This window comes from Microbulbifer aggregans (genome assembly GCF_001750105.1).
GTDB classification, from domain to species: Bacteria; Pseudomonadota; Gammaproteobacteria; order Pseudomonadales; family Cellvibrionaceae; genus Microbulbifer; species Microbulbifer aggregans.
Genome location: NZ_CP014143.1, coordinates 3,301,948 through 3,327,298 on the forward strand (window position 1 = coordinate 3,301,948; position 25,351 = coordinate 3,327,298).

Consider the following 25,351-nt stretch of genomic DNA (forward strand, 5'->3'; position numbering starts at 1 on the left):
ATATTGATATACCATTATAACAACAATTACAATCCTGCCACTGATTCGGGGGCGACCATGGAAACAACAACAAAAACAGCCAAAGAGATTTACCGGGAAGTCAAAGCCAACCCCGCGCGCAAACGGTTTGGGTTTGGCGGCAAGGCAGCACTGGTGAATGTGGACCCGCAGAAAGCCTACACACGCACAGATCTGTTCAAGACGGCCTACGAAACAGACCCCAACCAGTTGCACTACATCAACGAGCTGGCAAAGAGCTTCCGCGCAAAAGACTGGCCGGTTATCTGGACCCACGTGGCCTACATGGATTCCGGTGAGGATGCCGGCATCTGGGGTACCCGCACCGACACCCCCGATTCATTGCAGAATATAAAATTCGACTCCACCCGCAGTGAATTCGATGATCGGCTCGAAATCGACCGCAACCGCGATGTCATCTACTGCAAAAAAATGCCCAGTGCATTCTTTGAGACCCAACTGCAATCTCTGCTGGTCTGGCATCAGGTCGACACGGTGATCATTACCGGCGGCTCAACTTCGGGCTGTATCCGCGCGACTGCCGTCGACAGTCTCTCCCGGGGCTACCGGACCATCGTTCCTGAAGAGTGCGTGGCCGATAAACACGAAAGCTACCACTACGCAAACCTTACCGATCTCTCGCTCAAGTACGCCGATGTAGTGGATGTCGCTGAAGTCTTTCACTGGCTGGAAACTAAAAATACCTGAGCAGTGGCGGCGCGGCACAAGGACCGCGCCTGCCCTCAGTAACACTCCTGCGCGACCCGCGTGAAAACAGTCGAGGCTGCCCATGCAATCCGACCCCGGTTTTTATGAATACTGGCCCTACCACCAGCGCCCCCGCCTGACCTGGCCAAACGGTGCTCGAGTCGCTTTCTGGGTCGCACCCAACATTGAATTCTATGAGCTCAACCCGCCCGCCAATCCGCACCGCAAGGCGTGGCCACAACCGAGCCCGGCGGTCCCCGGTTACAGCATTCGCGACTACGGTAATCGCGTCGGACATATGCGCCAGATGGCGCTGCTGAATAAATATGGGGTCCGTGGTTCCATCTCCCTCTCCACCGCTCTCTGCGAACACCACCCTGAAATCATCGAGCTCTGCCAGGAGCGCAACTGGGAGTTTTTCAGCCACGGTATCTACAACACCCGCTACACCTATGGCATGTCCGCAGAGCAGGAACGCAGCATGATTCGGGATTCCATGGAGACCATTTACCGGCACACCGGACAGAAGTGCGCCGGATACCTTGCTCCGGCTCTGTCCCATTCGGAAGATACTCTCGATCTATTTGCCGAGGTGGGAACTGAACTCTTCGGCGATGACGGGGGCTTTTACACCTGCGACCTGTTTCACGACGACCAGCCCACCCCAATCAATCTGCGCAGCGGCAAGCGTTTTGTTTCGGTGCCCTACTCCCTGGAGATGAACGACACCATCGCCTACGTGGTGAATAAGGTAGAGCCCCGCCGCTATGGTCAGATGCTGAAAGAAAATTTCGATCGCCTGTATCAGGAGGGCGCGGAGAGCGGCACCGTGATGTGCATTCCAACGCACAATTACCAGGTGAGCTGCCCACACCGCATGCGCGCGTTCGAGGAGGCCCTGGAGTACATCACAGGCCATTCTGACGTCTGGGTAACGACCGGGCGGGAAATTGCCGAATATTATCTCCAGCACTTTTACGATACCGCACGCGCCGATATCGAGCACAAGAACGCATCGGCAAAATGGGAGGCGACCTGTCAATGAGCGATCGTAAACCGCTCGGCTCCGAGCACCTCCAATACCCCCAACGCCATTACGGCATGGACCATAGCCACTATGAGTGGCAGATGCTGACGGAACGAGAGCCCGTACACTGGCAGCAGGGTGAACTGGCGCTCTGGGTTAACGTCAGCCTGCAGTTCTTCCCTCTCAACCAGCGAGGCACGCCTTTTCCACCCCCGGGGGGCATGACCATGCCCTATCCCGATCTGCGCCACTTTTCTCTGCGGGATTACGGCAACCGGGTCGGGATCTACCGCATTCTGCGAGCACTGGACCAATACGGGGTAAAACCAACCTTCGCCGTCAACGGCGAACTGGCACTGCGGACTCCGTACCTCATGCACATGTTGCGTGAACGCGGGGATGAACTGATCGCCCACGGTTGGAATATGGATTCACCGCACTATGGCGGCCAGGCACAGGAAGAAGAGGCAGAGCTGATCAGCCGTACGCTGGACACTCTACAGGAGGCAAGCGGGCAATCCGTCCAGGGCTGGCTCAGCCCGGGCAAGGTGCACAGCGAAAACACTCCGACACTGCTGGCGAAACACGGCATTGAATATTTTTGCGACTGGGTCAACGACGATATGCCCTACCACTTCCGGACCGGGAGCGGTGCACTATGGGCCATGCCGCTCTCCACTGAGCTCGAAGACCAGTTCATTCTGCGAAATAACCTGCATTCCGAAACCTCCTACGCAGAACAGATCGAAGATGCATGCCGCTTCCTGCTGGCAGAGGCGCGGCAGCAGGGAGGGCGTATCCTCGCACTCAACATCCACCCCTGGATGCTCGGGCAGCCGCACCGAATCGGCTATCTGGAGCGCGTCCTGGAGTTCGTCACTGCGCAGCCGGGCGTTTTTTCCGCGCCCGCTGGTACCCTGCTCGAGCAATGCGCCCGGCCTGTGACTGAACCTGCCTGAGCCCGGCTGTTATTTGACATAGAATGTTATATCATTATGCGCTTTAACAAGGGCACAGGAGGCAATGCTATGGATGCCGTGAATACCCTGTTCAGTAAGCAGCAACTGGAATCACTCACAGAAGAGTCGCATGCCCCACTCTATTACCAGCTTTATGCACTGCTGAAAAATGCCATCCTGAACGGCACACTGGAGCATGGTGACCAGATGCCGACAGAGTTGCAATTGGCCGATGCATTCAGCGTATCCCGTATTACCGCCAAGCGCGCAATGGATGAGCTGGCAGCCGAAAGCCTGGTAGAGCGTCGCCGTGGCAAGGGCACCCACGTAATTTACGAGTACAAACAACAGCCGGTGAAGGCGCCACTCGTGGGCATGCTGCAAGAGATTGAAAGCATGGCTCGTCACTCGGACGTGGAAGTGCGCAGCTGCGAAAAACTGCAACCGCCCGCTGAGATCCGTGAGGAACTGGGCCTGGCAACCGGTGACACTGCCCTGTTACTCGAGCGTACCCGCTCACGAGACGGCGCCCCATTCGGCTACTACGTCAGCTGGACAGCGGGGTTAAAAGGAAAGGTGACAGCGAAGCAGTTTGCAACCACGCCGAGGCTGGAGATCTTCCGCAAACAGGGGCTGGAAATTGCCCACGTCACCCAGACTCTGAGTGCCGAGGCCGCTACGGCAGAGAGCGCCCGGGAACTGGAAACTACAGTGGGCGCGCCACTACTCAGCCTGACCCGCCGCTCGTATAGCAAGGTCAACGGCAAAGAACAGCTGGTGGATATTCTGCATGTGCTCTACCACCCTGACCGCTTCAAGTATCAGATGGATCTAAAAGCCGACGAGATCTGAGTTCTTCTCGAGTCTCGCTCTATTGGTTTGCATTCACTGCCGGCCGGGTACTGGGCCAAAGTTCAGCACCCGGCCACCGACCATCCAGATTTTTCAGCCGCACCACCCAGTTTGCGCCCCTTTGTTGCCAGCGGTATTCGTGTAACAACCCATTTGCCAGCCAATAATCGGCTCCACTCTCGTACTGACCACCGGAATAACGAAAGTGATCCAACTCCACACCCTCCTCGGCTTGAGGGTTGCCACTGCCGCTACTACCCAGATACTGCACGCTGCGGACTGAAAATTCGGGCTCAAACAACCTGGTTTCCTGGGTTGGATCATGAATCCAGGGTACCAACACTCTACCACTGCCACCCTCGGCGACGAGCGCTTGAATAATTCCACCGACAAAGACCCGCAGCAGGGGAAAGCAATGCGCATCACCCACGGCGACACTGCGGGCGGGGGCTCCCCGGGGGCGATAACGATAAACACCTTGCTCCGGTGAAGCAGCGAATGTGGCTGTCGCGACAGACTCCTCCGAGATCGTGGATCGCCACTGCAACAGACAACGCTCCATCCCTGCCCCGCTGAAGTGAACCCGAACGACAATGACAACGGACAACAGGGGAATCGCTCGTTGACTGAGCATTGCAAAGCCACGCTCTGTGCGCGACAACTGCCAACTCTCACTCACGGGGACCAAGTGCCCATCACAAAGGTACTCGTATTCTCCCCCGGCCAATAGCCGGGATTCCTGCGGAGCAATCAAAGCGCTGGCTCCCCGGCAACCGTCAACAAGCTGCGAGTAGACTGATGCGGACGACTGTGGAGCAAATGAGTGTTGGCAGAAATCATCTTGTTCTCCGCGGCAACGGGGTGCAGGAAGGCAATGGTCACCTCGCCTTTCTGCATGGTATTCAGGGGCATGTTGATGTTGCCGTCGAAGTGTCGCTCCTGCCACGGCTGCATCAAGGTGAATTCACGCTCCAACGTAGCCAGCAGACCACCTCCACTGCGACTACAGGCTGCCAGGCAAACTCGGTTTTCCGCTGCCCGCGCCGACAGTAGCAAGGACATATCTTTGCTCTTGTGCACTTTTGCCACCCGCTCTCCATTGCGGGGCACCAACAGACAGTGGGCGCCTTTGATAGCCGCAATGCGTGCGAGCTCCGGGTACAGACAGTCATCCCCCGCCAGAATGGCAACACGCCCCCAAGGTAGATCGAGTACATGCAGGTCATGCCCGGATGGCGCCAGGCCGAGCGCACTGCGATGAAGTTCCGCCTGTTCGAGTCGGCGACGGCCCTGATCCAGTAACAACCCCAGGTGACGCCACTCTCCCGGCTCGCCCTCAATCACACTCATACAGATCTGCAGGCCCCTGCGCGCGCTGATCTGGGACAGGCGCTCCTCAGCGAAACGACACAGCTCCACGGTGCGCTCCCAGTTTGTCGCAGCGTCCCGCACCGGGAAACACGCCGGAAGTACGGCCAGGCGGACGGTATCCGGCAGCGCCGATAGCAATGCCTCGGCACGATGAACTGCCGTGGCACCCTCACCCTGTGGATTGAGCAGAGCGACTTCGATACAGCTGGCTGCGCCACTGGGCACGTCCTCAGCTTCCAGCTCGAGGGGACCATAGAGCGATGGTCTGCGCCGCGCCAGATTTCCCATGTACAACTCCAGACGCTGCGCGCGATCGGGAATATCCGCCACCACCACTTGCTCCCTGCCCCGATCTGCTACCACCAGAGGCCGCCCATCAGGTCCGACTACCTGGCTTTCCCCTGCCCCGTAAAGCAGTGCCTCAGGAATCGAAGTCAGACTACTGACCTGTGTCAGCTCACCAACTGGCACCAGGGGGCCCACTTTATTGGCCGCAACCATAAAAAGGCTGTTTTCCGCAGCCCTTGCCCTCACATGCAGGCTTGCTTCGTCAAAAGCAAAGGAGTTGAGGGAGTTGCACAAAATATCTGCACCGGCGAGTGCCAAACGGCGGGACGGCTCAAAGCTGATACCGTCCCGACAGGCAATGAAACCTATTCTGCCCAGCTCCGTTTCGACCAGCCCTGCCGCACGAGTCGCCGGCGTGAAGAAATCGTTTTCGTGCCCCATAAGACTCTGCTTGTCCGCCTCACCAAGCAGGTCGCCAGTCGGACCATATAACAGGGAAGTCACCGTGATCTGTGGTCGCTGACGGCGCAGAGAGACGTTAATCAGGACGTAGCACTGATGGTGGCGGGCCCGCTCGGCTATCGCCGCCAGAAATGGGCCAGGCAAAGCGACCGCACAGGCCCAGGCCTCTTCCCGATCGCGATACCAGGATATGTGATTACAGAATTCGGGCAGAACTGCCAGCCGCGCCCCCTCTGCGGCGGCGGCATCGATCATACGGATACAGGTAGCCAGGTTTTCGGCAATATCTGTTCCAGTGGCAAATTGCAGCGCAGCAACCTTTGACATCTTTCCCTCATCCCTTTTCTTGAAAAAATCCCAACCCAGGCAATTGTACTATTGTTATATCTTTATTACACTGCCCGTGTATACCTCATTCATTCCGCGACTTTCAGGGACTTCCCGCATGGCCAACATCGTCATCACCGGTAGTACCAAGGGCATCGGCTTCGGCCTCGCCAGAGCGTTCCTCGATAATGGGCACAACGTCATCATCAGCGGTCGCAGCGAAGAAACAGTTAGCAGTGCTCTGGACCGTTTGCATGCCCCCACTGCTCAATGCAGGGGCCTCGCATGTGATACCGCAGAGCTTTCACAGGTAGAAGCGCTATGGGAATTCGCCGAAGCGACATTCGGGACCGTCGATATCTGGATCAATAACGCCGGTCTCGCCCGTACCGGCTGGTCCATCCAGGACATCCCCCAGCAGGAAATCGCAGCGATGGTGGGCACCAATCTCCTGGGCACCATCAATGGTTGCAGGGTGGCAGCGGCGGGTATGCGGAAGCAGGATGAGGGCAAGATATTCAACATGCTGGGCGGCGGCAGCGATGGCGAGTACTTCCCGGGCATGGGTGTCTATGGCACGACCAAGCGCGGACTCGATTATTTCACCGATGCCCTCTCCAGAGAGCTGAAGGACACCGGTATACTGGTTGGAAAAATTCGGCCCGGAATGGTGATCACAGAGGCTGTCATCCGCGAGGCCAGGCAGAATCCGGACAGATTCGCCAGTTCGCGCAGGTTCATGAACAACCTGGTGGACCAGGTTGAAACTGTTTCCGCCTACCTGGCCGAGAAGATACTGGACTGCAACAAGAGCGGCGAAAAAATCCGCTGGCTCAGCGGCGGCAAGATTGCCGCTCGCATGCTGGTTGGCCTGGTGCGCAAGCGGGAAGACCAGTTTGCACGTCACGGGCTCTGAACAAGAATAAAAGTTGAATAAGACATAAGAAGAATCGGGAGCAATCCCTCAACGGCGAGGCAACGCACCATGGCCCCAAAGACCTGGCTGGGCGTCCATCTGGCACCGAGCATTTCACGCAGCAATTTCGCCACCTACCTGTTTGCCGTTTTCATCTCATCCGGGTATGCAGGCGCACTTTCTGTCCTACAGCCAGGCCTACTCCATGTGATGGGCATAGCTGAAGATACCCAGGCCATGTTGACCGGTTACCTCGGTGCCTTGCAGGAGCTGGTTTTCATCCTGCTCCTTGGCGCCGCCGGTGCCCTTTCCGACCGGATCGGCCGTCGACCGGTCTACGTCTTTGGCCTGGCCCTCACCGGCCTCGGGTTTATCCTTTACCCCCACGCCAGCTCGATACCGCAACTGGTCGCATTCCGACTTCTGGTTGCCGTTGGCAGTGCTGCCATGATTGGCATGATGGTGACCGTCGTCGCGGATTACGCCGCTGAAGACTCCCGCGGTCGCGCCAATGGCCTGCAGGCGATGGCGGCTACCCTCGGTGCCTTTGTACCGCCCATACTGGCCAGCCTGCCGAGAGTATTTAGCGGCCGAGGATTCGACGAACTGGCGGCACAGCAGTGGACCTTTGCCGTCGGCGGCGCCCTGGGCCTGATTGCCGCCGTAGTCGCGCTCGCCGGCCTCGCTCCCAAGGTCCTCCAGACTGCCGCCACGGTGAGAGAATCCCTGACCAGCACCCTGATCGGTGGCCTGAAAGCTGCGCGCGACCCACAGACTGCCCTTTCCTATGGAGCAGCATTTATTTCCCGCGGCGACCTGGCAGTAACCGGCGCATTCATTTCACTTTGGTTGGTGCAATACGGTACCCGCGAGCTGGGACTTTCCGCCAGTGAAGCGATGTTTCAACTAGCCGTGCCGCGAGTGCTCGCAACCGTGGCCGGTGCGCTTCTCGGCGCAGTCATCATGGGGAAAATTGCCGACCGCATTTCGAGAGTGAGCGCCGTAGCGCTGGCTTCGGGGCTGGCGGCAGTTATCTACAGCGCTGTTTTCCTGATCTCAGACCCTACAGCCGACTGGGTCATCGGCCTTCTGTTTGTCATGGGCATCGCCGAGATCAGTGCCTTTGTCAGCAGCCAGGCGCTGGTAGGCCAGCAAGCACCTGAGGCTTACCGGGGGGCGACCATTGGTTTCTTCGGCGTCGCTGGAGCCTTCGGCATTCTACTCGGCACGTCGGGCGGTGGTGTTTTGTTCGCAAAGATATCGCCCAGCGCTCCTTTTGTACTGTTCGGTGCGCTCAACTTTGCAGTCTTCATCTGGAGCCTGTGGCTTCGTAATTACCTTTCCAATCAAACCGCGGCTAAAGGGCAGGTCCCGGAGTCCGCTATCGCAACCAGCCAATAACGAGTTATTGATATGGACACTACACAAAAACTGAGTAAAGAGTTTGTCGCGCATCTCGCCGATGAAATACATATCGATACCAGCGAGACTTTCGATGCGGTCATGACCACCCGAGACAAGGTGTGGGAAATGATCAAAAACAGCCTTTCCCTGAAGGAAGACAAGCGTTGTGCCGACCTGCACAGTTTCGATGACCTGAAGGGCGAACATGTGGGGCGGATGCGCACCTTCACTGGCGACACATCACCGGTAGACTGGATTATCCATTCCAATATCGGTATTCCCCAGAATACCTTCACCAACATCCACCTCACCATCTACCTGGATGACAGCGTGGAGGTTCCCCACCTGGGTATGGCATTCGGCACACTACCCAATGCGTTCTTCTACGTGGATCCCATGCCGCGCTACGAACCACTCAGCTACCCGGAGCACGTAGAGGAATACCTCTCGCCGCTGAACGACATCTACATGAGTCTGCAGGACGAACTGTTCGAGGCCGGCATCAAGCCGTTCAATGCCGCCATGCCCTTCATCCGCGCGTCGCTTTCACCAGTGGCTCTTGCCGGAGTGGTACCGCTGGACTTTTATCGGGAGAAGGTAGAGCCAAAGATTTTTGCCTATGTGGAATACTGGCTGAAGCTGGTGCACGCCGCCAAGAAAGTGGAAAACCCGGTTATCCGCACACAGCTCAAGCAACGTGACGCTCTGATTCGACGCAATATCGTGCACCTGGATCCGGCCAACCCCATTGCTGAACGCTTGGTAGGCAAGCCATTGGCGGACCGCCTGGTACGCATTCTCTGCGCTGAGGAACGCACCCAGTAACCGGGATTCCCATACTGCCCATACTGAGAGGAGCCAGGCATGGCTGAGACATTACGGAAAATGCTGGCAACAAAAGCGGTACTCTCAGTACCGGGCATCTATGACGGCCTGAGTGCCAGGCTGGTTGATTTGGCGGGGTTCGAGGCGGCTTTCCTCTCCGGCGCCTGCCTTTCTTTTGCACGCTTTGGCCGCCCGGATCTGGGGCTTGTCAGTGCCGCGGAGGTCGCCGAGACAGTCGCGGTCATCCGCGAACGGACCCCCCTGCCCCTTATCGTGGACATAGACACTGGCTTCGGCAATGCCCTCAATGTGCAACGCACCGTGAACACCTTCGAGCGTGCGGGCGCAAGTGCTTTGCAGATGGAAGATCAACTGATGCCAAAGCGCTGTGGGCATATGCGCGGCAAGCAGGTCATCAGTAGTGGAGAGATGGTCGGTAAGATTCACGCGGCGCTGGACGCGCGGCATAGTGAAGACACACTGATTTTTGCCCGCACGGATGCCCTTGGGGTGAACGGTTTCGAAGACGCCCTGGAGCGGGCCGAGCGCTATCTCGAGGCCGGTGCAGACGCGATATTTGTAGAAGCCCCAACAAGCCTGGAACAGATGCAGTGTATCGGCGAGCGCTTTGGTAGCCGCATTCCCCTGATTCACAACCTGGTTGAAGGCGGACGCTCTCCGGTTCAATCCGCCCGGGAACTGGAAGCGCTGAACTACCGCATCGCCCTGTTTCCCGCCTCGCTTCTCCACCTGCTGATCCCGACTGCGCAGAATATGCTGACGCAGTTACGCCGCGATGGCCACCTGGAAGATCTGCGCAACCAGATGATCGATCTTTCTGTAGTCAACGAGCTGCTCGGAGCCGAAGAGCTGCTGGCCAAGAGCAAACAATACGAGTATGAGTAAGACGGTAAGCCTTTATGAGCGGTAATTATCAGCTACCCGAACTGAAAAACTATATCGACGGGACGTTTTCGACACCCGCTGTTGACCGCGGTCACAGCCTACACGACGCCAATACGGGAGCGCTGCTGCAGCAGCGCCGAAGCTGCAACCACGAACAGGTACAGGCAGCCCTGCAGGCAGCAGATCGCGTCCACCGCGCCGGAACCTGGGAGAACACACCAGCCTCGGAGCGCGCCGAACTGCTGGACAAGCTCGCAGAAGAATTGGCCGGGGAGGAGACCGCGCGAACAATCAGCACCGCCGACAGTATCACCTCCGGTGCCGTCATCCGTACCACCCGGAAAATGGCCAACATTCTGCCGCTGGTTTTTCGGGGTGCCGCGGCCTATCTCCGGGAAGGACACCTGGACAAAAAGGTACCTGGCCCCTGTGGCGAAGTTGACTACCTGCGCAGACCCTGGGGGCCAGCACTACTGATTGCCCCGTGGAACGGCCCTACTGCCATCGGCTCTCATAAAGTAGCCAGCGCGTTGGCGGCGGGGGCGCCGTGTATTCTCAAGCCATCAGAATTTACCCCGCACTCCGCTATCATGATGGCGCGTGCAGCCCAACGGGCCGGCATACCCGAAGGTGTATTCCAGCTGACTCTGGGTGACCGTACCATCGGTGCACAGATGGTGGAGGACCCACGGATCAAGGCCGTATCCTTCACCGGAGGCCTTGCGGGTGGACGTGCGATTGCACGCGCCTGTGCGGATGACTTCATCCCCACCCAACTCGAGCTCGGCGGCAATAATCAGCTTGTGGTCTTTGCTGACGCCGATCTGGACCGGGCTGCCACGGGAGTTGTGTACGGCCTCACCAATCTCAATGGGCAGTGGTGCCGGGCTCTGGGACGCTTGCTGGTGCAGGAATCGGTCAAAGACGTGCTGCTGGATAAGGTGCTGAGCCTGCTGTCCACTATCCACCTAGGCCACTCGCTGGACGAGGAAAGCGATATGGGGCCACTGGTGCACCGCGGTCACTACGATCAGGTACTGTCGGATCTCGAGCGCCTGCAAAACCGTGGCGGGCATCTGCTCTCGTCCACCCCACTGCCGGACCTGGCCGGTAACTTTGTCGCACCGACCCTGGTCGATGGTTGCGACCCGGCAGACACGCGGGAGGAGATATTTGGTCCGGTAGCCGCTGTGCACAGTTTCCGCAACGATGACGAAGCACTGGCACTCGCCAATGGCACAGACCTCGGTCTGGCGGGCTATGTCTACAGCAGTGACGAGACAAAGGCGTTTGCCTTTGCCAGGAAAATGCGTACCGGTGGAGTCAAAATCAACGGCTATAGCCTGCTCAGCATTGGCGAGGGCACACCGCGGGGCGCCTGGGGGCTGTCAGGACTGGGGGAAGAAGGCCACGCTCAGTCGATAGAGTTCTTCACCGGCGCCCGAGTGATCGGCATATCACCCCAGGATGCCCTGGGAGGGCGCTAAGGCGCCCAGCTCAATCCACCAGGGCAATCTGCTCTTCTTGAAGCGGCTGTGAAATCTCGATGACGGCCTTGGAGAATTTAGGCGGCCCGAATCGCGGAACATGACCATTGGAGAGCCCCACGGGCTCCTTGGGAATGCCGATAAAATTACTGTCCATCTTGCCGTTGGCATTGTTGTCATGGTGAACACTGATCGCGTAGGACCCGTAGGGCAGCTTCAGCTCGATCGCCAAGGTGCCCTCTTCCATCCCTTCAAGCCCGACTACCTGTTCAATCACCTTGGTGTCGCCAAGGAAAGTGTCTTTGGAGTCGTAGACTGAGACGTACAGCTTGCCGACCTGTGACTGGATATTGGAAACCCTGAGCTTTACTGTCGCGGAGTTCTCATCCGCAAGAGCAGTGCAACTGAAGAGTGTAAATAGCAGGATTTGGAACAGCCGAACGTATGGATTAGTCATCGGTGAGATCCCCATTGGCACCGGCAGCCTGCCGGTGATCTTTTAGTTACGTCGCCAGGCAGACTTCAGATGAGCGGCGCACTTTTTTCGAGCTGCAACCGGCGCCAGGTATCCGCACGTCCCCCTGTGACAGTATGCAGCATCCCACCGACCAACGTCCCTGCATCCATCAGGGCCTCCAGGTCGATACCGGTATCAAAGCCCATTTGCTCCAGCAACATCACCACATCTTCACTGGCAGCATTACCCGTCGCGCCCGGCGCGAAAGGACATCCGCCAATCCCACCCACGGCGCTATCAAATTTTCGTACGCCCGATTCCAGTGCGGCATAGAGATTAGCCAGCGCCAGTGCCCGGGTATCATGGAAATGGCACGCAAGCCGTGCTGCACCGTACTCCCGCGCGAGTGCCCCCATCAGGCGGTTAACTGACTGCGGGTTGGCAGCGCCAATAGTATCGGCGATATTCACGTCAGCTGCCCCGAGGTCGAAGAGCTGGCCAGCGAGATCAAGCACCTTGCCCGGGTCAGTCTTTCCCTCAAACGGGCACTGCCACGCGACCGCAATACAACCCACCACCCGGATGCCATCCTTTTGAGCCACCCGGCAGATTTCCCCTGCCTGCTGCAGGGATGTCTCAATGGACATCCGCACATTACGCTGATTCATGGTTTCACTGGCACAGACAACCAGCACTACTGTATCGGCACCTGCGTTACATGCCAGCTGGTAGCCCTTAAGATTGGGAATCAATACCTGGCAATCAACCCCGGAATCCCTGGGCAACCCGGCGAGAACCTGATCGGTATTGGCCATCGCCGGCACGGCCTTGGGGGATACAAAAGCCCCCGCCTCCACCGACCGGACACCCGCTGCGATCAACGCCCGGATCAACTGAACCCGCTGCTCTACGGTCAATACCCGCGGCTGATTCTGCAATCCGTCTCGCGGACCCACATCATTGAGTAAAATCTTTTCACGCATCCTGTGCTCCGCCCCAAAAATCAGCCTGCATCACCGTCCTCTTTCAGAGCATCGATATCGGCCTGCGTATAACCACACAACTCAGCGAGGATTTGGTCCGTGTGTTCCCCGATATGGGGAGCCGGAGAGAAGGAGTCTTCGTGGGTTCGTGAGAGCTTGATCGGATTGCCGGGCGCTTTGGTCTTCTTGCCATTGGGGTGAGAGAGTTCAACCACCATATTGCGGTGCAGCACTTGCGGATCGCTGAGTGCGCGTTCAAGGTTATTGATCGGCGCACAGGGGATACGCTGCTTCTCCAGCTTTGCCAGCCACGCATCGGTGGTGTCAGTGGCGAATACTTCAGCGAGTCGCCCATCGATAAAGGCCTTATCCGCAAACCGTCCGGGCTGCCCGTCGTACTTCGGGTCGTCGAATTCCGGCACCATCACTACTTCCTTCAGATTCTGCCAGAAGTTGTCCGTGATCACGGCGATAATAATGAAACCATCGGCCGTGGAATAGCTGTTGTAAGGTACATGCACGAAATGTGCATTACCGATCGGGTATGGGTTCTTCCCACTGAGGAAGTGCATGGTGGCCATGTAGTTCAGCATGGAAATCTGGCAGTCCACCATGGAAATATCGACATGCTGGCCACGGTCACTGGTCGCGCGCTCTGCGATGGCAGCGAGAATCCCCATCACCGCAAACATGCCGCCTCCAAGATCGCCAATGGGAATGCCCGCACGCACAGGGTTTGCCGGGTCGTCTCCGGTAATGGACATTCCACCACCGTAGGCCTGGGCCACCTGGTCAAACGCCGGGCGTTTTGCTCCGGGACCATCTGAGCCAAATCCAGAGACACAACAGGTAATGATGCGCGGGTTGATTTCGCTCAGGCGCTCATAGTCGATACCCAGCCGCTCCGGCACGCCGGGACCAAAATTGCTGATGACCACGTCCGCCTCTTTGACCAGGTCATAAAAAACCTGACGGCCACGCTCACTCTTCAGGTTCAGCGCCACACTGCGCTTGTTGCGATTCAGGGTCAGGTAGTATGCGCCGAAACCATCGATAGAGTTTTCCGGGTCATTGGCGAGAAGTTTGCGGGTACCCTCCCCTGCCAGAGGTTCTACCTTGATCATGTCTGCACCGAGATCGGCAAGGATCATCGCGCCGTATGGTCCGGAGAGCATATGGGTCAAATCGAGAACACGAATACCCTTCAGTGCCTTATTCATCGGAAACACACCCCTGTACTTGCTAATTTTCTCAGGACACTATCGCTTTCAAATGGACTTTCCAGTTTGCGGATTGACCGGAACTTTCCAGAACAGGTACATCAGGCCGAAGTAACCCAGCAAGATTCCTGCAGTGGTGAGCGGGAAATCGGTGTAGTAAACCCATGGCTCTCGGAACAGCTCCCACAAGACGGCCTGCTCTGGCAGATACCAGAAGACACCACCTACTGCAATCGCGTAGCGAATCGCCAGACCGGCCTCTTTTTGTTTCATCTGCTTGGTAATGATAATCGCGGACCAGACCGCCACCAGGGCAAATGCCGCATAATTGACCGGATGATGCAGGCCCAGAATCCGTTCGTCATTGACCGCGAGCATTAATGTGTACATGAACCAGTTGACGAAGAACAATTCAGTAGCAGCCACCCGTGCATACTGCGGCTTATAGCCGGAGGTGGGCTTGCCCGGACGCAGGCCAAAAAGTTTGCGTACCCATAGAATCAGCCGGCAGCGAATGTCCTTGCTGAGCCCCATGTAAATCATCAGCATGAAGCAGAACAGAGTACTGCTCTGAAGAAAAAGGTGTGCGCCCATGAAGTACGGTCGCGGGACACTTGTATCACCTGAGAACAGTGCTGCGAGATCATCCTTCATCAGGTACGCGGGCCCGGACTCTGTCATTGCCAGGGCAAAGTTATTCTCTGTACCGATAAAATGCAGGTACATTTCAAACCAGAATACCCAGATCAGAGATCCACCGACAAAGCCCATCCAGGTGCCGCGCACCTCGTTCTGTTCCAGTCCTTTCCAAACCAGGACAAGTCCGAACAGGCCGATAACAAAGGCAACCGAGTAGGCGATAACCGAAGGAATGCCGGCATAGATCAGTGTCACGAGGTAGATATGCGCAACCATCTTTTCCAGTACCACCCAGGCGAGAGCGAGTAGGCCCAGATAGGGCGCACTGAGATAGCGGGATTTGGTTGCGGAGTTAGATTGAAGTACGGCGGTGGTCATTGCAGTTACCTCTTGTTATCACTGCATTTATTATTCTTTCTTGGCAACCTCTTTTACCGGCAACCCGCCCGCGACACAAGGTCGCGGGCGGACTTCCCGGAATCAGAAGTTGTAGCTGAGACGCAGACCCGTGGTTCGCGGTTCCGGCAATAGCAACTCTATCCCCTGGGGCGTAAAGGCTGCCCCCGGAAGATGTCCGTAATCCACATTATTGAGTCCGACTTTAACCTTGTCGTCATCCAGAAGATTATTGACATAGAGCACGAGATCGAGACTATCGAAGCTAAGGCCACCCTGGAAATCTACCAGCCAGTATTCCGGTAACCAGGCATTGTTGCCACGGTCGAGATAGCGCTTGGACTCATAGTTACCCAACAGCTCGGTGAAATACCCGACACCATTGGCAAACTCGCCGTCATACCGCATGGACAACATGGATGCGTGTTTGGCGGAATTCAGAAACTGCATGCCGGAGTAGTCGCCTTCGGCGGTGCCGGTCCACAGTTTGTCCAGCGTACCCGGCCTTCCCACATCGGCAATGGTGTAATCTTTCACTTCCGTGTCGCTCAGCACATAGCTGGCGAGGAAGGTCCAGTTCACCGTCGGGCGATAAATGGCACTCAGCTCGAGGCCCTGCAATTCACTTTTACCCGCATTGGTTACGACAGCATTCTGGGTGCCGGTATTTGGGTCGAATACGAAGTGAGAAATCTGCTGGTTGGTATAGTCATACAGGTAAATGGCGCCATTGACCTGCAGTCGGTTATCCAGCACATTGCTCTTGAAACCCGCCTCATAGACGGACAGCTCTTCGGGCTTGTACTCCCCGGTGGTGATAATGCCGTCACCGTCTGCCGTGGACATTCCGCCGGGCTTGAACCCTTCCGAGTAGGAGGTGTAAAGCATCAGGTTATCCAGTGCCTGCCAGTCCAAACTCACCCGTGGAACAAACGCGCGGTCAGTGCGGGAATAGGTCTGCTCACCGGGATCGGCCGGCATGAAGGTCACCGGATCCAGAACCGGAATGCCCATCAAGCCATTGAACTGTGTGCTCAGCGGCACACTGCGGTAGTCGATATCTTCCTCGAGATAGCGGCCTTCCGCAGTCACACGCCAGTCCTCGGCGAGGTTGTAGTTCAGCGAGAAAGCCACAGACACGTGATCGGTATCGCGCTTCATGGGAATCGGAAGCGGCACCGGTGACGTGCGATGATCCACCAGTCCAAAGCCGCCCATCCACTGATCCAGGTAAGCATCCCAGAATGTCTTGTCCACGCCCTCACGCAGCCACCACTGCTGGTTCATCACCGTATCCATGGTTTCGGACCAGTAGAGCGCGCTGGTTTGCCAGTCGAGTTTACCTGCGCTACCTGTCAGCCGGAATTCCTGACTGAACTGCGCGGATTCGAAAGTGGTGTCACTATTCGCATTTACCCCGTACTGGGTGTACTCACCGGGGAAGCCCGGCGGAATGAACATGCCGGATCCGGGACCCAGAGACTGGAGCGTAAAGTTCGTGCGGTCAAAGTCAGACTGTGTGCGGGAATCGTTGTAGTTGACCCCGGTGAGGGACAGGAACTCATAATTGTCCATCTCCAGCTTCAGCTCCAGCGAGGAGCGCGCACCGCGTACAGAGGTACCGGCAAAGTCGCGACCGGTCAGTGGATCGGGAGACAAGTCAATTTCGCTTTCTGAGGCACTGCTCAGTTCACCCACGATGACCGTGCCACATGCAGCCGGGCCCCCAACGAGATGGGCATAAGGGGAAGACATGGCACAGTCGGCGTCGGTGGTGCCGGTGCCGGCAATCGGCCGTATTTCCGCGTAAGGGCCAACGGAACCAAGGAGCGCAAAATCAAACGGAGAGGAACCGGTATGCACGACTGACTGGCGCTGCACGATGGGGCGCTGGGAATACTTGGCCTCACTGTATTCTGCTCGCCAGTAGGTGGAGAACTTCTCATCCGGGGTCCAGTTCACCGCTGCGGCAATGCCATCAGACTCTACGGTGCCGAGGTTACCCCCCGTATTGGGGTTGTCGTAGTAGCCATCGAATTCGGTTTTTGCCACATTGAGTGACGCAGCCAGAACACCGGGCACGATGGGCAGATTACCGCTCGCCTGCATCTTGCCATAGCCGTGCTCGGTGGCATCCACCGCAAAACGGGCTTCCGGCGCCTCGCCCGGGCGCTTGGTGATGTAATTGACTGCGCCGGAGAATGCAGAGCGGCCGTACACCGCGCTTTGCGGCCCCTTGACGACCTCCACCCGCTCCAGATCGAACAGGTCCAGGTTGGGCCCATTGCCACTGCCGCCAGTGGTCATGGATTCAGAGGAAACATCCACACCATCCACCAGCAACGCCACATTGGATCGACCACGGGAATTGGACAGCCCGCGCAGGGAAATTCGGGTGTCGTTGGGCAGCAGTCCGGTTTCGAAATCCAGTCCAGCCGTATAACGGGCAACCCCCTCCAGCGCAGAAATGCCTTTTTCCTGCATCTGCGCTCCGGTGAGCACGTCCACTGCTACCGGTACCGTTTGCAAAGATTCTTCCCGCTTCCGCGCGGTTACCACCACTTCCTCAATGGCAAAGTCGTCCCCGCGTGCGGCTTTTACTTCCCGAGTATGTTCTGTTTGCGCCATTGCACCCTGCACCGCGATGCAGGTGGCAATAGCGAGAGAGAGTTGGTTCCTGTTAAACATGGCCCCTCCATTATTCTTGTTTAGTTACAGCTCTGCGTTGGCAAATAAACCTACTGCTGTATATCGGCCACACTTTGGAATCGCCTGCCGACGAAACCTATTGTTATTATGTTATACTTTTATATCTTTTCAAAACTTTTTTCTGGTCAGGAAATCCAACTTTCATCTCCGGCGTACACACTGCCGCACACCCTGAGTTTACCTGGATAAGTAGCCAGGGGAAGACTGATCAAAATTCTTCGAGTAAGCGCCCCTTCCCCGTAATCCGATCCTCGATGCCACAGGCACGCAGCGCGTGCCATACAGTCGCAACGTTAATTGGGATCAAGGGTTTCTGAAGCCAGTGCTCCAGTATCGGGAATACATCCATCGTTGACAGGTTGGTGCCGCACTGGATGATTGCATCGACATCATCCCCATCGACCTCCCGAATGGCCTGCATGACCTCCTGAATGGAAGTTTCGGCAATGGCCGTGGCTGATGGCCTGTTCATGCCCTTGACCTTGACCACTTCAAAGCCGATATCGGAGAAGAAGCGCCTTACGTTGTCATCACCGACCGGCGGATAGGGAGTAATCACCGAAATCCGCTTGGCTCCAAAACAATTGAGTGCGTCTTTGGTGGCCCCGGCACCGGTGGTGAGTCCAAGCTCCCCGATCTGGTCACGGATTTCCCGCTCGAAGGCGATATTGCCCTCCAGCCCGCCCCAGAAAGTCTCGGCAGACATCCCCAACATGATGTGGGACACCTTGGCGGACAGGATATTGCGAATCGATACCGGGATTTCCCCGCGCATGATGTCAAGGAAACGCTCAAACACCGTATTTTCGTCATCGCCGGTGCGGGAAACCTCATCGGACCAGTTGCGCAGCTCGATCCAGAATCGGGATGGGTGCCAGGTAACACCGTCCAACCTGATCTGCTGCAGGTCGTATTCGACCCCGGTGTTGGTGGAAGGAATGATGACGCCGATCTGGGCGCGTCGAGCGATCTGATAATTGTCCATAGCAACTCCCGGAAATACTCAGGAAGTTATACCGGCCACCCTCGATGGCCGGGATGACAATTATCAAGAATTCCCGGTGGCGACTTCTGCGGCAACCGGGTCCACGAGCTGTGGCGTACGGAGGGTGAGTGCCAGTAACAGCAAGAGGGCCATCAACCCGGCACCAACATAGTAGGGAGCGTGAACGCCGACACCGGCAAAGACGGACCCCGTCAGGCCGGTACCCAGTGCCCTGCCCAGGGTACCGAGCGCGTTATAGATTCCCATTACGGCCCCGCGACTATGGGCTTCTGCTTCCTTGGAAGTCAGCGATTGCATGGATGTCAGCACCAGCGCGGCACCAATTGCCTGGCCCATCAGAGCCCCGGCTACCGCTGGCACACTGGCTGCAGAACCGGCGACCGAAACCAGCAGGGCCGAGATACCGAATATCACTGCACCGGCCCGCATCAGCCGCCGTTCCCCAAACCTTCTCGAAAGTGGCCCAATCAAGCCGCCCTGTACAATCACCATGGCAATCCCTGCGGCAAGCAGCACCGGAACCAGATCTTTGGGACCATGGGCGATATTGGTGGCGTCCGCCCAGATCGGAAACACTGACTCGACAAATCCTGCAGCCAGGTTGTAGACCGCCACAGCCGCCAACAACAGACACAGCGTCTGGCGGCCGGCGATCCAGGTCAGCATCTGCCTCGCTGACGGTGAGGCCCCTCCTGATTTCGCCGTATCCGGCAGACTTTCCTTGAGAAAGAAAACCACCACCATCAGAGCAGATAAAGTCAGCCCCGCAGACACCATCGCCGGCAACTGCAGGTTGGCATCGGCAAAACTGTCACCTGCGAGATACCCGCCCAGAGCCGGCCCGAGGATAAAGCTGATACCGAAAGCCGCACCCAGCATGCCCATCGCCTTGGCACGATCCTGATTGGTGGTGACATCAGCCACATAGGCCTGGGCCACCGAGAGATTCCCGGCCATGAGCCCGCTGAACAGGCGCGATAGCGCCACCATCCATACCTCGGTAGCAAAACCGAGCAGAACATATCCGCAGATGGCCCCCGCCAGGCTCAGCACCAGGATTGGCTTGCGTCCAAAGCGATCACTCAGCTTTCCCCAAATCGGGGTCGCAAAAAACATACCGACGACATACAACGCCATGCAGAAAGTCGCCATACCCGGGGTCGCCCCCAGCTGCAGCGCATAGTAGGCGAGGATAGGCAGCATGATCGCAAAACCAATCATATCCAGCAGGACGATAAACACGGCAATATACATGGTCGCTTCGCCTCCGGGCGATCAGTGAATTGCTCAGTGCTCTTCCAGCAGCCAGCCCATATTGTCAAATTGATCGCGAACACCACAGCTGCGCAGCGCATGCCAACAGGTTGCCACATTGATGGGCAGCACAGGCTTCTGCAGCATTTTTTCCATGGCCGGAAAAACGCCCAGAGTCGAGAGATTGGTGCCCACCTGGACGATCGCATCCACATCGTCTCCATCGATTTCGCGTACGATATCAAGCACTTGTGGCTCAGGTACGAGTGCGATCGCATCGTGGGCATTTGCACACCGCAGGCCCACCAGATGCTTGATGTTGTAACCGGCGTCCTCAAAGAAGAGACGCACATTTTTGTCCCCCACCGGCTGATATGGGGTGAGAATCGAGAGTGTCTTACCAGAGCCTTCCGGTACTCCCAGCGCCTCGAGGGCAGCGATCACCGCATTGGCACCGGTAGTCAGGCCGGTATCTTCCCCCACCATCTGCTGGATCCGATCCACAAAACCGTCGTTACCCTGGATTCCACCCCAGAAGGTCTCGGCTGACATGCCCATCATCACGTGGTCGGGTTTGCAGGTCATCAGACTCTCGATCGAACCGCCGATAGTTTCACGCAGTCTCTCCAGGAATCGCATGAAATTTGCATCATCGCTGAGATCCGGGTGATCGATCATGAAGCGAGTGGTGTGCCAGGTAACGCCTCGCGGTAGTATGCGCTGGCAGTCATATTCCACCGAGGTATTGGTCGAGGGGATCACGACACCGATCTTTGCACGGTGCCCGATATAGTTGTCTCGGTGACCATTGGTAACCTGTGAACGTTCACGGGTTTTGGAAAGGTCGATCTCAGTAGGAAAAGTCATTGGTGTCTCTCCGGGCACGGCAGCATGACCGCGCAACTATTAATTCCATTTTCAACCAGAAGCTATCAGTAGCTACGGCACAGTCAGGCTCTCGCGCACACAGTTGATCATCGACCTCTCGAGCAGGAAGGCTCTTGCCAGCTCTGGATCCGCTGCAGTTTCCATCAACATCTGCTGCCGCTTGCGCTGCACATCCGGATCGCGCGCCTCCATCAGCTTCTTGTTCTCTATTGTGTGGCGTTGGACAAATTGCACAGCAAGTTCACGACGCTGGCGATCGTAGAGGGAAAATGAGGCCTCTGGATCTGCGCCTGCAAGAAGCACTCGCTGTAATTTTTCCGCGAGATTGAAGGCATCATGCAGACCACCATTCATTCCCATGCCCCCCAGGGGGTTGTTGATGTGGCAGGCATCCCCTACCAACAGTACCCGTCCGCGGTAATAGGTCTCTGCGACACGCTGGTTGACGGCATAAATACTGCGGTGATGGATGTCGTAGTCGGTGTCACGTGGATAAAGACGCTTCAACCGCGACTGCACGAATTCGTCTGACAGGTAAAAAGCTTCCTCTTCCTCACTGGTGGGGAATACAGGAACCAGAACCCGCCAGAGTTTGTCGGTACGCAGGATCACGCACCACTCTTCGGGGTCTGACACATAATTCACATAGGAGAAGTCTTCGAATACTTCTTCGAAGGGAAAGCTGGTGCTGACCACCAGGAATTTCTCATCGTAGGTGAAACCCATGTAGCCGATATCGGATTGTTTTCGCACCACGCTACGGGCACCTTCGGCGCCAACAAGATAAGATCCCTGCAGGCGCTCCGTGCCGGAATCGCTCCCAACAATCGCGGTAACGCCAGTCTCGCCCTGCTCATAGGAGAGCAGCTCGCAACCGAAGCGCACCTCCGCACAATCGTATTTACTCAGGGCTTCACAGATAAAGTGGGTGAGCTCGTACTGCTCCAGCTGCAAACGGAAAGGAAAACGTGTTTGGTCCGCGATCAACGACATGTCGAAGGTAGCCACTTCCCCTGTGCCGCGGTCACGGTATTGATAGCGATCCGCCCGCAGGCCCCGCTCGAGCATTCTTGCAATAACGCCCTCATCCAGGTTTGCGATCATTTCCAGCGACGGCGGATGAAAAGTGGACGCACGCAGATCAATAGGGAGACTGTCACATTTTTCTAGCAGTCGCACAGGAATTCCCTGCTTTGCCAGGGACAATGCCAACACACAGCCGCTGGGGCCTGCACCGGCAATAATTACGGGATGCTCAATAGACATAACCACTCGCCAATCTTTATTGTTTGTTTTCTAGCACCGGGCTCAACAGCCAGACATGGCCCTGATCATGCCGTCTGGCATGAGGGCAAAAGGTCCATTGTTTCTGTCAACGACATAACATCGGCATACTTCGCATGCATATCGAACAAGTTGGCCTTGTGCGCCTCAGGGTTGCGATCACCCACAGCTTCCCGAGGTACAACTACCGGATAGTCGTACTGCAGGCCGTCGACCACAGTTGCCCGAACACAGCCACTGGTCGTCAGTCCGGTGACGACGAGCGAATCCACACCCTGCTCTTTCAGCCAGTCATCCAGGTTCGTCCGATGAAAACTGCTCGCCCACTGTTTGCCGATCACTGGTTCGCCCTGTCGCGGCGATAACCGCGGGTCCACCTGTACCCATTCAGAGTCTGGCGTGAGCAGGTTCAGGTGCTTGATGCGGTTGCGGAACACCGGGGCTTCACTTTCGTGGTGATACACCACTGTGGTAAACACCACTGGCAGGGCCAGAGAACGAAAGCGATCGAGTAACACGCGATTGGCTTTCACAACATCGGGGCAGTCGGTACCGAGTGGGCAGCGGCTGCTGGTAAAGCCAACGATCATATCCACCAGTAGCAACGCGGGCCGATTGCCGAGTCCCAGGCTGTTCCTCTGCAGATCCACGGATTAATCCCCCTTTTGAGAGTTCGGACAATGTCCAGATCGACTGATCAGCCAGCCTCGACAATTTCGAGAAAAAATTGCCGCAGAAGATCGGCTACCGCATCGGGCTGACGATCGCATACGTAGGTTCCCGCCTCTTCCGGCAACGCCGCCTCCCGGCCCTGCGGGAGCAAGCGCACAGAGGGAACCACAGCCGATCGCAATAAATCCCGACCGCCGGCAAATACCAACGTCGGACACTGGATGGTCGCCATCTGCCGGGCAACATCCTGCTCCGCCACCGCCCGGTAGGAGGCCTCGTAATAGTCACCGCAGGTAAATGCCAGCAGTGTCTCTCGCAGGGTCAGCGCCAGGTCCGCCTCCGGATCTTTGGCTCTCAAGCGCTGCCACATCTCCTGCCAGTGTGACCCTTTCTCATCGAGGCTTACTGCCTGCGCAGCGGATGGCAGAGCCTCCTTTTGGGCCTCAGTCAGCAGCGTAGGGCCGCTCAGCGCCAGGGCACGCACAAACTCCGGTTGGTCAAACGCCAACTGGACTGCGATAGCAGCTCCGGTGTGATGACCAAACACCAGCACAGGGCGATCGAACGTTCGGCTTACCGCCTTGAAAATAACCTCGGCGAAGGTGGCAATAGAGACATCCGCTGGTAGCGGATCACTGTTGCCAAATCCAGGTGTGTCCACCGCCAACACAAAAAAGTGTGGCGCCAGTAATGGCATCAGGCGCAGATACATGGCGGAGGAACTGGGGGTCTGATGTAACAAGATCAGCAACGGCAGGCTCTCGTCTCCACAACAGCGGTAATGCAGTTGACCGCTGTCGTGGGTCAGGTAACCCTTGCGGATAACTCCCGGCTTACCGTCCGTCAACGTGGCAAGCTCCCCACATCGACACTGATCCATTTCACCTCAGTGAATTCCTCAGTGCTGTAATGCCCTCCGCTGCGCCCCATTCCCGAGAGCCCTACGCCACCAATGGGGGCCAGCGCATTGCTCTGGAAGGTATGCATACCGATATGCACCGCGCCGGAGGCGATCCTGCGTGCGGCATGCAGACCCCACTGGATATTATTGGTCATGACTGCCGCTGATAGTCCGTAATCACTGTCGTTGGCAACAGCGATTGCCTCTTCGAGGTCATCTACAGCGACCACGCTGGCGACCGGACCAAAACTCTCCTCTCGCCAGGCGAGGCTATCGCGAGGCGGATCCAGCAAAATGGTCGGCTTGACGACCAATCCGTTCAGGACTTCACCCCCAGTCAGAATTTCCGCACCGGCCGCGACAGCCTCGCGAACATGCTCGAGCACTTTCTCTACTGCGCGGCTGTTGATCAGGGGGCCATATACGGTTCGCTCATCCCGCAGATCTCCAAGATAAAGGCCCTCAGCCTCTGCCTTGAGCGCATCGATAAACGATGGATAAATATCCCGCTCTACCACGATGCGGGAATTGGCCATACAGATTTGCCCGCTGTGGGTGAATATTCCCTGCGCTGCGATTTTGGCAGCCTGCTTGGGATCTGCATCCTTCAGGACCAGCAGTGCACTCTTGCCGCCGAGCTCCAACTGCATGCGCCGCATCCTGCTCAGACCAGCCTGCCCTACTGCGATTCCGGTATTGGTAGAGCCGGTCAGTGCAATGCAGCGTACAGCGGGGTGATTGATCAATTCCGCACCACATTCGGAGCCATACCCCGTCACTACATTGATCGCCTCTGACGGGACGCCCGCGTCCAGCAACAGGCGGCCGAAAGCCAGTGCCGTCAGGGGAGTTTCCTCTGACGGCTTGATCACCAGGCTGTTGCCCGCGGCCAACGGGAAAGCACACATCTTGGTCAGCAAGGACAGAGGCGCGTTATAGGGTGATACCACGCCCACCACACCCAGTGGTTCACGGATGACCATGGACATACGGTGGGGATCGTCGTTCGGGAATGTCTCACCATATAGCCGTCGCGCTTCGCCGGCGGCGGTGCGCAGCAGGTCTACGGTGTAAGCAATTTCTCCCCGTGCCTTGGTGATTGTGGAGCCGCTCTCGTCAATCAGCGTATCCAGAAAGCGCGTCTGTCCCTCGTTAGCCACAAGCTCCGCAGCGCGTAACAGCACAGCTTCACGCTCGGCGGGACGCAAACGGTACCAGGCGTCGAAGCCAATGGAAGCTGCCCGCACCGCATGATCAACGTCTGTGGCGCCAGCGCGGGGGACTTGCGCCAGAAGACTACCGGTGGCCGGAGCCGTTACTTCGAAGTAGCTCCCACTGGCTGCGGGCACAGCCTCTCCACCGATGAGCATATTGCGGTTCTGCATTCCAGTC

At 57.3% G+C, this 25,351-nt stretch carries 23 protein-coding genes; 9 read left to right on the forward strand and 14 right to left on the reverse strand.

The window, feature by feature from the left end; all coding sequences use genetic code 11:
* Positions 1 to 57: 57 nt before the first annotated feature.
* The 4 genes from AUP74_RS14415 (at position 58) to AUP74_RS14430 (ending at position 3,564) form a co-directional block, all read left to right on the forward strand.
* Complete coding sequence (locus AUP74_RS14415; protein ID WP_069948933.1) at positions 58 to 726, forward strand: isochorismatase family protein; 669 nt, start codon at positions 58 to 60, stop codon at positions 724 to 726.
* An 82-nt stretch (positions 727 to 808) separates the two neighbouring features.
* Positions 809 to 1,771, forward strand: a complete 963-nt coding sequence (locus AUP74_RS14420; RefSeq protein ID WP_069948157.1) for a polysaccharide deacetylase family protein — start codon at positions 809 to 811, stop codon at positions 1,769 to 1,771.
* A complete protein-coding gene (locus tag AUP74_RS14425) occupies positions 1,768 to 2,712 on the forward strand; it encodes a polysaccharide deacetylase family protein (RefSeq protein WP_069948158.1) in 945 nt (314 codons plus the stop codon). Before AUP74_RS14420 ends, AUP74_RS14425 begins: the two co-directional genes overlap by 4 nt.
* A 69-nt stretch (positions 2,713 to 2,781) precedes the next feature.
* On the forward strand, positions 2,782 to 3,564 hold the full coding sequence (locus AUP74_RS14430) for a GntR family transcriptional regulator (RefSeq protein WP_069948159.1): 783 nt from the start codon (positions 2,782 to 2,784) through the stop codon (positions 3,562 to 3,564).
* Positions 3,565 to 3,583: 19 nt separating this feature from the next.
* On the opposite strand, the gene AUP74_RS14435 is transcribed toward AUP74_RS14430, so the two are convergent.
* Both AUP74_RS14435 and AUP74_RS14440 read right to left on the reverse strand, forming a co-directional pair.
* Positions 3,584 to 4,198: a hypothetical protein gene (locus tag AUP74_RS14435; protein WP_145924410.1), complete on the reverse strand. Its 615-nt coding sequence runs from the start codon at positions 4,196 to 4,198 to the stop codon at positions 3,584 to 3,586.
* Between the two features lie 116 nt (positions 4,199 to 4,314).
* Positions 4,315 to 6,012, reverse strand: coding sequence for a carbon-nitrogen hydrolase family protein (locus tag AUP74_RS14440; protein WP_069948161.1), 1,698 nt, complete (start codon positions 6,010 to 6,012; stop codon positions 4,315 to 4,317).
* 118 nt (positions 6,013 to 6,130) lie between these two features.
* Between AUP74_RS14440 and AUP74_RS14445 the strand changes: the two genes are divergently transcribed.
* The 5 genes from AUP74_RS14445 to AUP74_RS14465 all read left to right on the forward strand — a co-directional run bounded on the left by AUP74_RS14445 (position 6,131) and on the right by AUP74_RS14465 (position 11,550).
* Complete coding sequence (locus AUP74_RS14445; protein WP_069948162.1) at positions 6,131 to 6,928, forward strand: SDR family NAD(P)-dependent oxidoreductase; 798 nt, start codon at positions 6,131 to 6,133, stop codon at positions 6,926 to 6,928.
* A 69-nt stretch (positions 6,929 to 6,997) separates the two neighbouring features.
* Entirely contained in the window at positions 6,998 to 8,329 is a 1,332-nt protein-coding gene (locus tag AUP74_RS14450) for an MFS transporter (RefSeq protein ID WP_069948163.1), read from the forward strand.
* A gap of 12 nt (positions 8,330 to 8,341) precedes the next feature.
* Complete coding sequence (locus AUP74_RS14455; RefSeq protein WP_069948164.1) at positions 8,342 to 9,157, forward strand: hypothetical protein; 816 nt, start codon at positions 8,342 to 8,344, stop codon at positions 9,155 to 9,157.
* A gap of 39 nt (positions 9,158 to 9,196) precedes the next feature.
* Complete coding sequence (locus AUP74_RS14460; protein ID WP_069948165.1) at positions 9,197 to 10,063, forward strand: isocitrate lyase/PEP mutase family protein; 867 nt, start codon at positions 9,197 to 9,199, stop codon at positions 10,061 to 10,063.
* A 14-nt stretch (positions 10,064 to 10,077) separates the two neighbouring features.
* The gene (locus tag AUP74_RS14465; RefSeq protein ID WP_069948166.1) at positions 10,078 to 11,550 is read left to right on the forward strand and encodes an aldehyde dehydrogenase family protein; all 1,473 of its coding nucleotides are present in this window, start codon (positions 10,078 to 10,080) and stop codon (positions 11,548 to 11,550) included.
* A gap of 10 nt (positions 11,551 to 11,560) precedes the next feature.
* On the opposite strand, the gene AUP74_RS14470 is transcribed toward AUP74_RS14465, so the two are convergent.
* The 12 genes from AUP74_RS14470 to AUP74_RS14525 all read right to left on the reverse strand — a co-directional run bounded on the left by AUP74_RS14470 (position 11,561) and on the right by AUP74_RS14525 (position 25,344).
* Positions 11,561 to 12,007, reverse strand: a complete 447-nt coding sequence (locus tag AUP74_RS14470; protein ID WP_226999811.1) for a DUF2141 domain-containing protein — start codon at positions 12,005 to 12,007, stop codon at positions 11,561 to 11,563.
* Positions 12,008 to 12,072: 65 nt separating this feature from the next.
* Positions 12,073 to 12,990 carry a hydroxymethylglutaryl-CoA lyase gene (locus AUP74_RS14475; RefSeq protein ID WP_069948168.1) on the reverse strand — a complete coding sequence of 306 codons (918 nt, stop codon included), beginning with the start codon at positions 12,988 to 12,990 and terminating at the stop codon, positions 12,073 to 12,075.
* A gap of 20 nt (positions 12,991 to 13,010) precedes the next feature.
* On the reverse strand, positions 13,011 to 14,210 hold the full coding sequence (locus tag AUP74_RS14480) for a CaiB/BaiF CoA transferase family protein (protein ID WP_069948169.1): 1,200 nt from the start codon (positions 14,208 to 14,210) through the stop codon (positions 13,011 to 13,013).
* Between the two features lie 48 nt (positions 14,211 to 14,258).
* Positions 14,259 to 15,227: a hypothetical protein gene (locus tag AUP74_RS14485; protein WP_069948170.1), complete on the reverse strand. Its 969-nt coding sequence runs from the start codon at positions 15,225 to 15,227 to the stop codon at positions 14,259 to 14,261.
* 102 nt (positions 15,228 to 15,329) lie between these two features.
* Entirely contained in the window at positions 15,330 to 17,933 is a 2,604-nt protein-coding gene (locus AUP74_RS14490; RefSeq protein WP_069948171.1) for a TonB-dependent receptor, read from the reverse strand.
* A gap of 229 nt (positions 17,934 to 18,162) precedes the next feature.
* Positions 18,163 to 18,939, reverse strand: a complete 777-nt coding sequence (locus AUP74_RS14495; RefSeq protein WP_069948172.1) for a maleate cis-trans isomerase family protein — start codon at positions 18,937 to 18,939, stop codon at positions 18,163 to 18,165.
* Positions 18,940 to 19,002: 63 nt separating this feature from the next.
* A complete protein-coding gene (locus AUP74_RS14500) occupies positions 19,003 to 20,214 on the reverse strand; it encodes an MFS transporter (RefSeq protein ID WP_069948173.1) in 1,212 nt (403 codons plus the stop codon).
* 33 nt (positions 20,215 to 20,247) lie between these two features.
* On the reverse strand, positions 20,248 to 21,081 hold the full coding sequence (locus AUP74_RS14505; protein WP_083261016.1) for a maleate cis-trans isomerase family protein: 834 nt from the start codon (positions 21,079 to 21,081) through the stop codon (positions 20,248 to 20,250).
* 72 nt (positions 21,082 to 21,153) lie between these two features.
* Positions 21,154 to 22,368 carry an FAD-dependent oxidoreductase gene (locus AUP74_RS14510; protein ID WP_069948174.1) on the reverse strand — a complete coding sequence of 405 codons (1,215 nt, stop codon included), beginning with the start codon at positions 22,366 to 22,368 and terminating at the stop codon, positions 21,154 to 21,156.
* Between the two features lie 65 nt (positions 22,369 to 22,433).
* Positions 22,434 to 23,036 carry an isochorismatase family protein gene (locus AUP74_RS14515; RefSeq protein WP_069948175.1) on the reverse strand — a complete coding sequence of 201 codons (603 nt, stop codon included), beginning with the start codon at positions 23,034 to 23,036 and terminating at the stop codon, positions 22,434 to 22,436.
* Positions 23,037 to 23,083: 47 nt separating this feature from the next.
* A complete protein-coding gene (locus tag AUP74_RS14520; RefSeq protein WP_083261017.1) occupies positions 23,084 to 23,938 on the reverse strand; it encodes an alpha/beta fold hydrolase in 855 nt (284 codons plus the stop codon).
* Positions 23,902 to 25,344: an aldehyde dehydrogenase family protein gene (locus AUP74_RS14525; RefSeq protein ID WP_069948177.1), complete on the reverse strand. Its 1,443-nt coding sequence runs from the start codon at positions 25,342 to 25,344 to the stop codon at positions 23,902 to 23,904. Before AUP74_RS14525 ends, AUP74_RS14520 begins: the two co-directional genes overlap by 37 nt.
* Positions 25,345 to 25,351 lie beyond the last annotated feature (7 nt).

What these genes read in the sequence shown, in the direction of transcription:
- AUP74_RS14415 (WP_069948933.1), top strand. Translation starts at nt 58, where the DNA reads ATGGAAACAACAACAAAAACAGCCAAAGAGATTTACCGGGAAGTCAAA.
- AUP74_RS14420 (WP_069948157.1), top strand. Translation starts at nt 809, where the DNA reads ATGCAATCCGACCCCGGTTTTTATGAATACTGGCCCTACCACCAGCGC.
- AUP74_RS14425 (WP_069948158.1), top strand. Translation starts at nt 1,768, where the DNA reads ATGAGCGATCGTAAACCGCTCGGCTCCGAGCACCTCCAATACCCCCAA.
- AUP74_RS14430 (WP_069948159.1), top strand. Translation starts at nt 2,782, where the DNA reads ATGGATGCCGTGAATACCCTGTTCAGTAAGCAGCAACTGGAATCACTC.
- AUP74_RS14435 (WP_145924410.1), bottom strand. Translation starts at nt 4,198, where the DNA reads ATGCTCAGTCAACGAGCGATTCCCCTGTTGTCCGTTGTCATTGTCGTT.
- AUP74_RS14440 (WP_069948161.1), bottom strand. Translation starts at nt 6,012, where the DNA reads ATGTCAAAGGTTGCTGCGCTGCAATTTGCCACTGGAACAGATATTGCC.
- AUP74_RS14445 (WP_069948162.1), top strand. Translation starts at nt 6,131, where the DNA reads ATGGCCAACATCGTCATCACCGGTAGTACCAAGGGCATCGGCTTCGGC.
- AUP74_RS14450 (WP_069948163.1), top strand. Translation starts at nt 6,998, where the DNA reads ATGGCCCCAAAGACCTGGCTGGGCGTCCATCTGGCACCGAGCATTTCA.
- AUP74_RS14455 (WP_069948164.1), top strand. Translation starts at nt 8,342, where the DNA reads ATGGACACTACACAAAAACTGAGTAAAGAGTTTGTCGCGCATCTCGCC.
- AUP74_RS14460 (WP_069948165.1), top strand. Translation starts at nt 9,197, where the DNA reads ATGGCTGAGACATTACGGAAAATGCTGGCAACAAAAGCGGTACTCTCA.
- AUP74_RS14465 (WP_069948166.1), top strand. Translation starts at nt 10,078, where the DNA reads ATGAGCGGTAATTATCAGCTACCCGAACTGAAAAACTATATCGACGGG.
- AUP74_RS14470 (WP_226999811.1), bottom strand. Translation starts at nt 12,007, where the DNA reads ATGACTAATCCATACGTTCGGCTGTTCCAAATCCTGCTATTTACACTC.
- AUP74_RS14475 (WP_069948168.1), bottom strand. Translation starts at nt 12,990, where the DNA reads ATGCGTGAAAAGATTTTACTCAATGATGTGGGTCCGCGAGACGGATTG.
- AUP74_RS14480 (WP_069948169.1), bottom strand. Translation starts at nt 14,210, where the DNA reads ATGAATAAGGCACTGAAGGGTATTCGTGTTCTCGATTTGACCCATATG.
- AUP74_RS14485 (WP_069948170.1), bottom strand. Translation starts at nt 15,227, where the DNA reads ATGACCACCGCCGTACTTCAATCTAACTCCGCAACCAAATCCCGCTAT.
- AUP74_RS14490 (WP_069948171.1), bottom strand. Translation starts at nt 17,933, where the DNA reads ATGTTTAACAGGAACCAACTCTCTCTCGCTATTGCCACCTGCATCGCG.
- AUP74_RS14495 (WP_069948172.1), bottom strand. Translation starts at nt 18,939, where the DNA reads ATGGACAATTATCAGATCGCTCGACGCGCCCAGATCGGCGTCATCATT.
- AUP74_RS14500 (WP_069948173.1), bottom strand. Translation starts at nt 20,214, where the DNA reads ATGTATATTGCCGTGTTTATCGTCCTGCTGGATATGATTGGTTTTGCG.
- AUP74_RS14505 (WP_083261016.1), bottom strand. Translation starts at nt 21,081, where the DNA reads ATGACTTTTCCTACTGAGATCGACCTTTCCAAAACCCGTGAACGTTCA.
- AUP74_RS14510 (WP_069948174.1), bottom strand. Translation starts at nt 22,368, where the DNA reads ATGTCTATTGAGCATCCCGTAATTATTGCCGGTGCAGGCCCCAGCGGC.
- AUP74_RS14520 (WP_083261017.1), bottom strand. Translation starts at nt 23,938, where the DNA reads ATGGATCAGTGTCGATGTGGGGAGCTTGCCACGTTGACGGACGGTAAG.
- AUP74_RS14525 (WP_069948177.1), bottom strand. Translation starts at nt 25,344, where the DNA reads ATGCAGAACCGCAATATGCTCATCGGTGGAGAGGCTGTGCCCGCAGCC.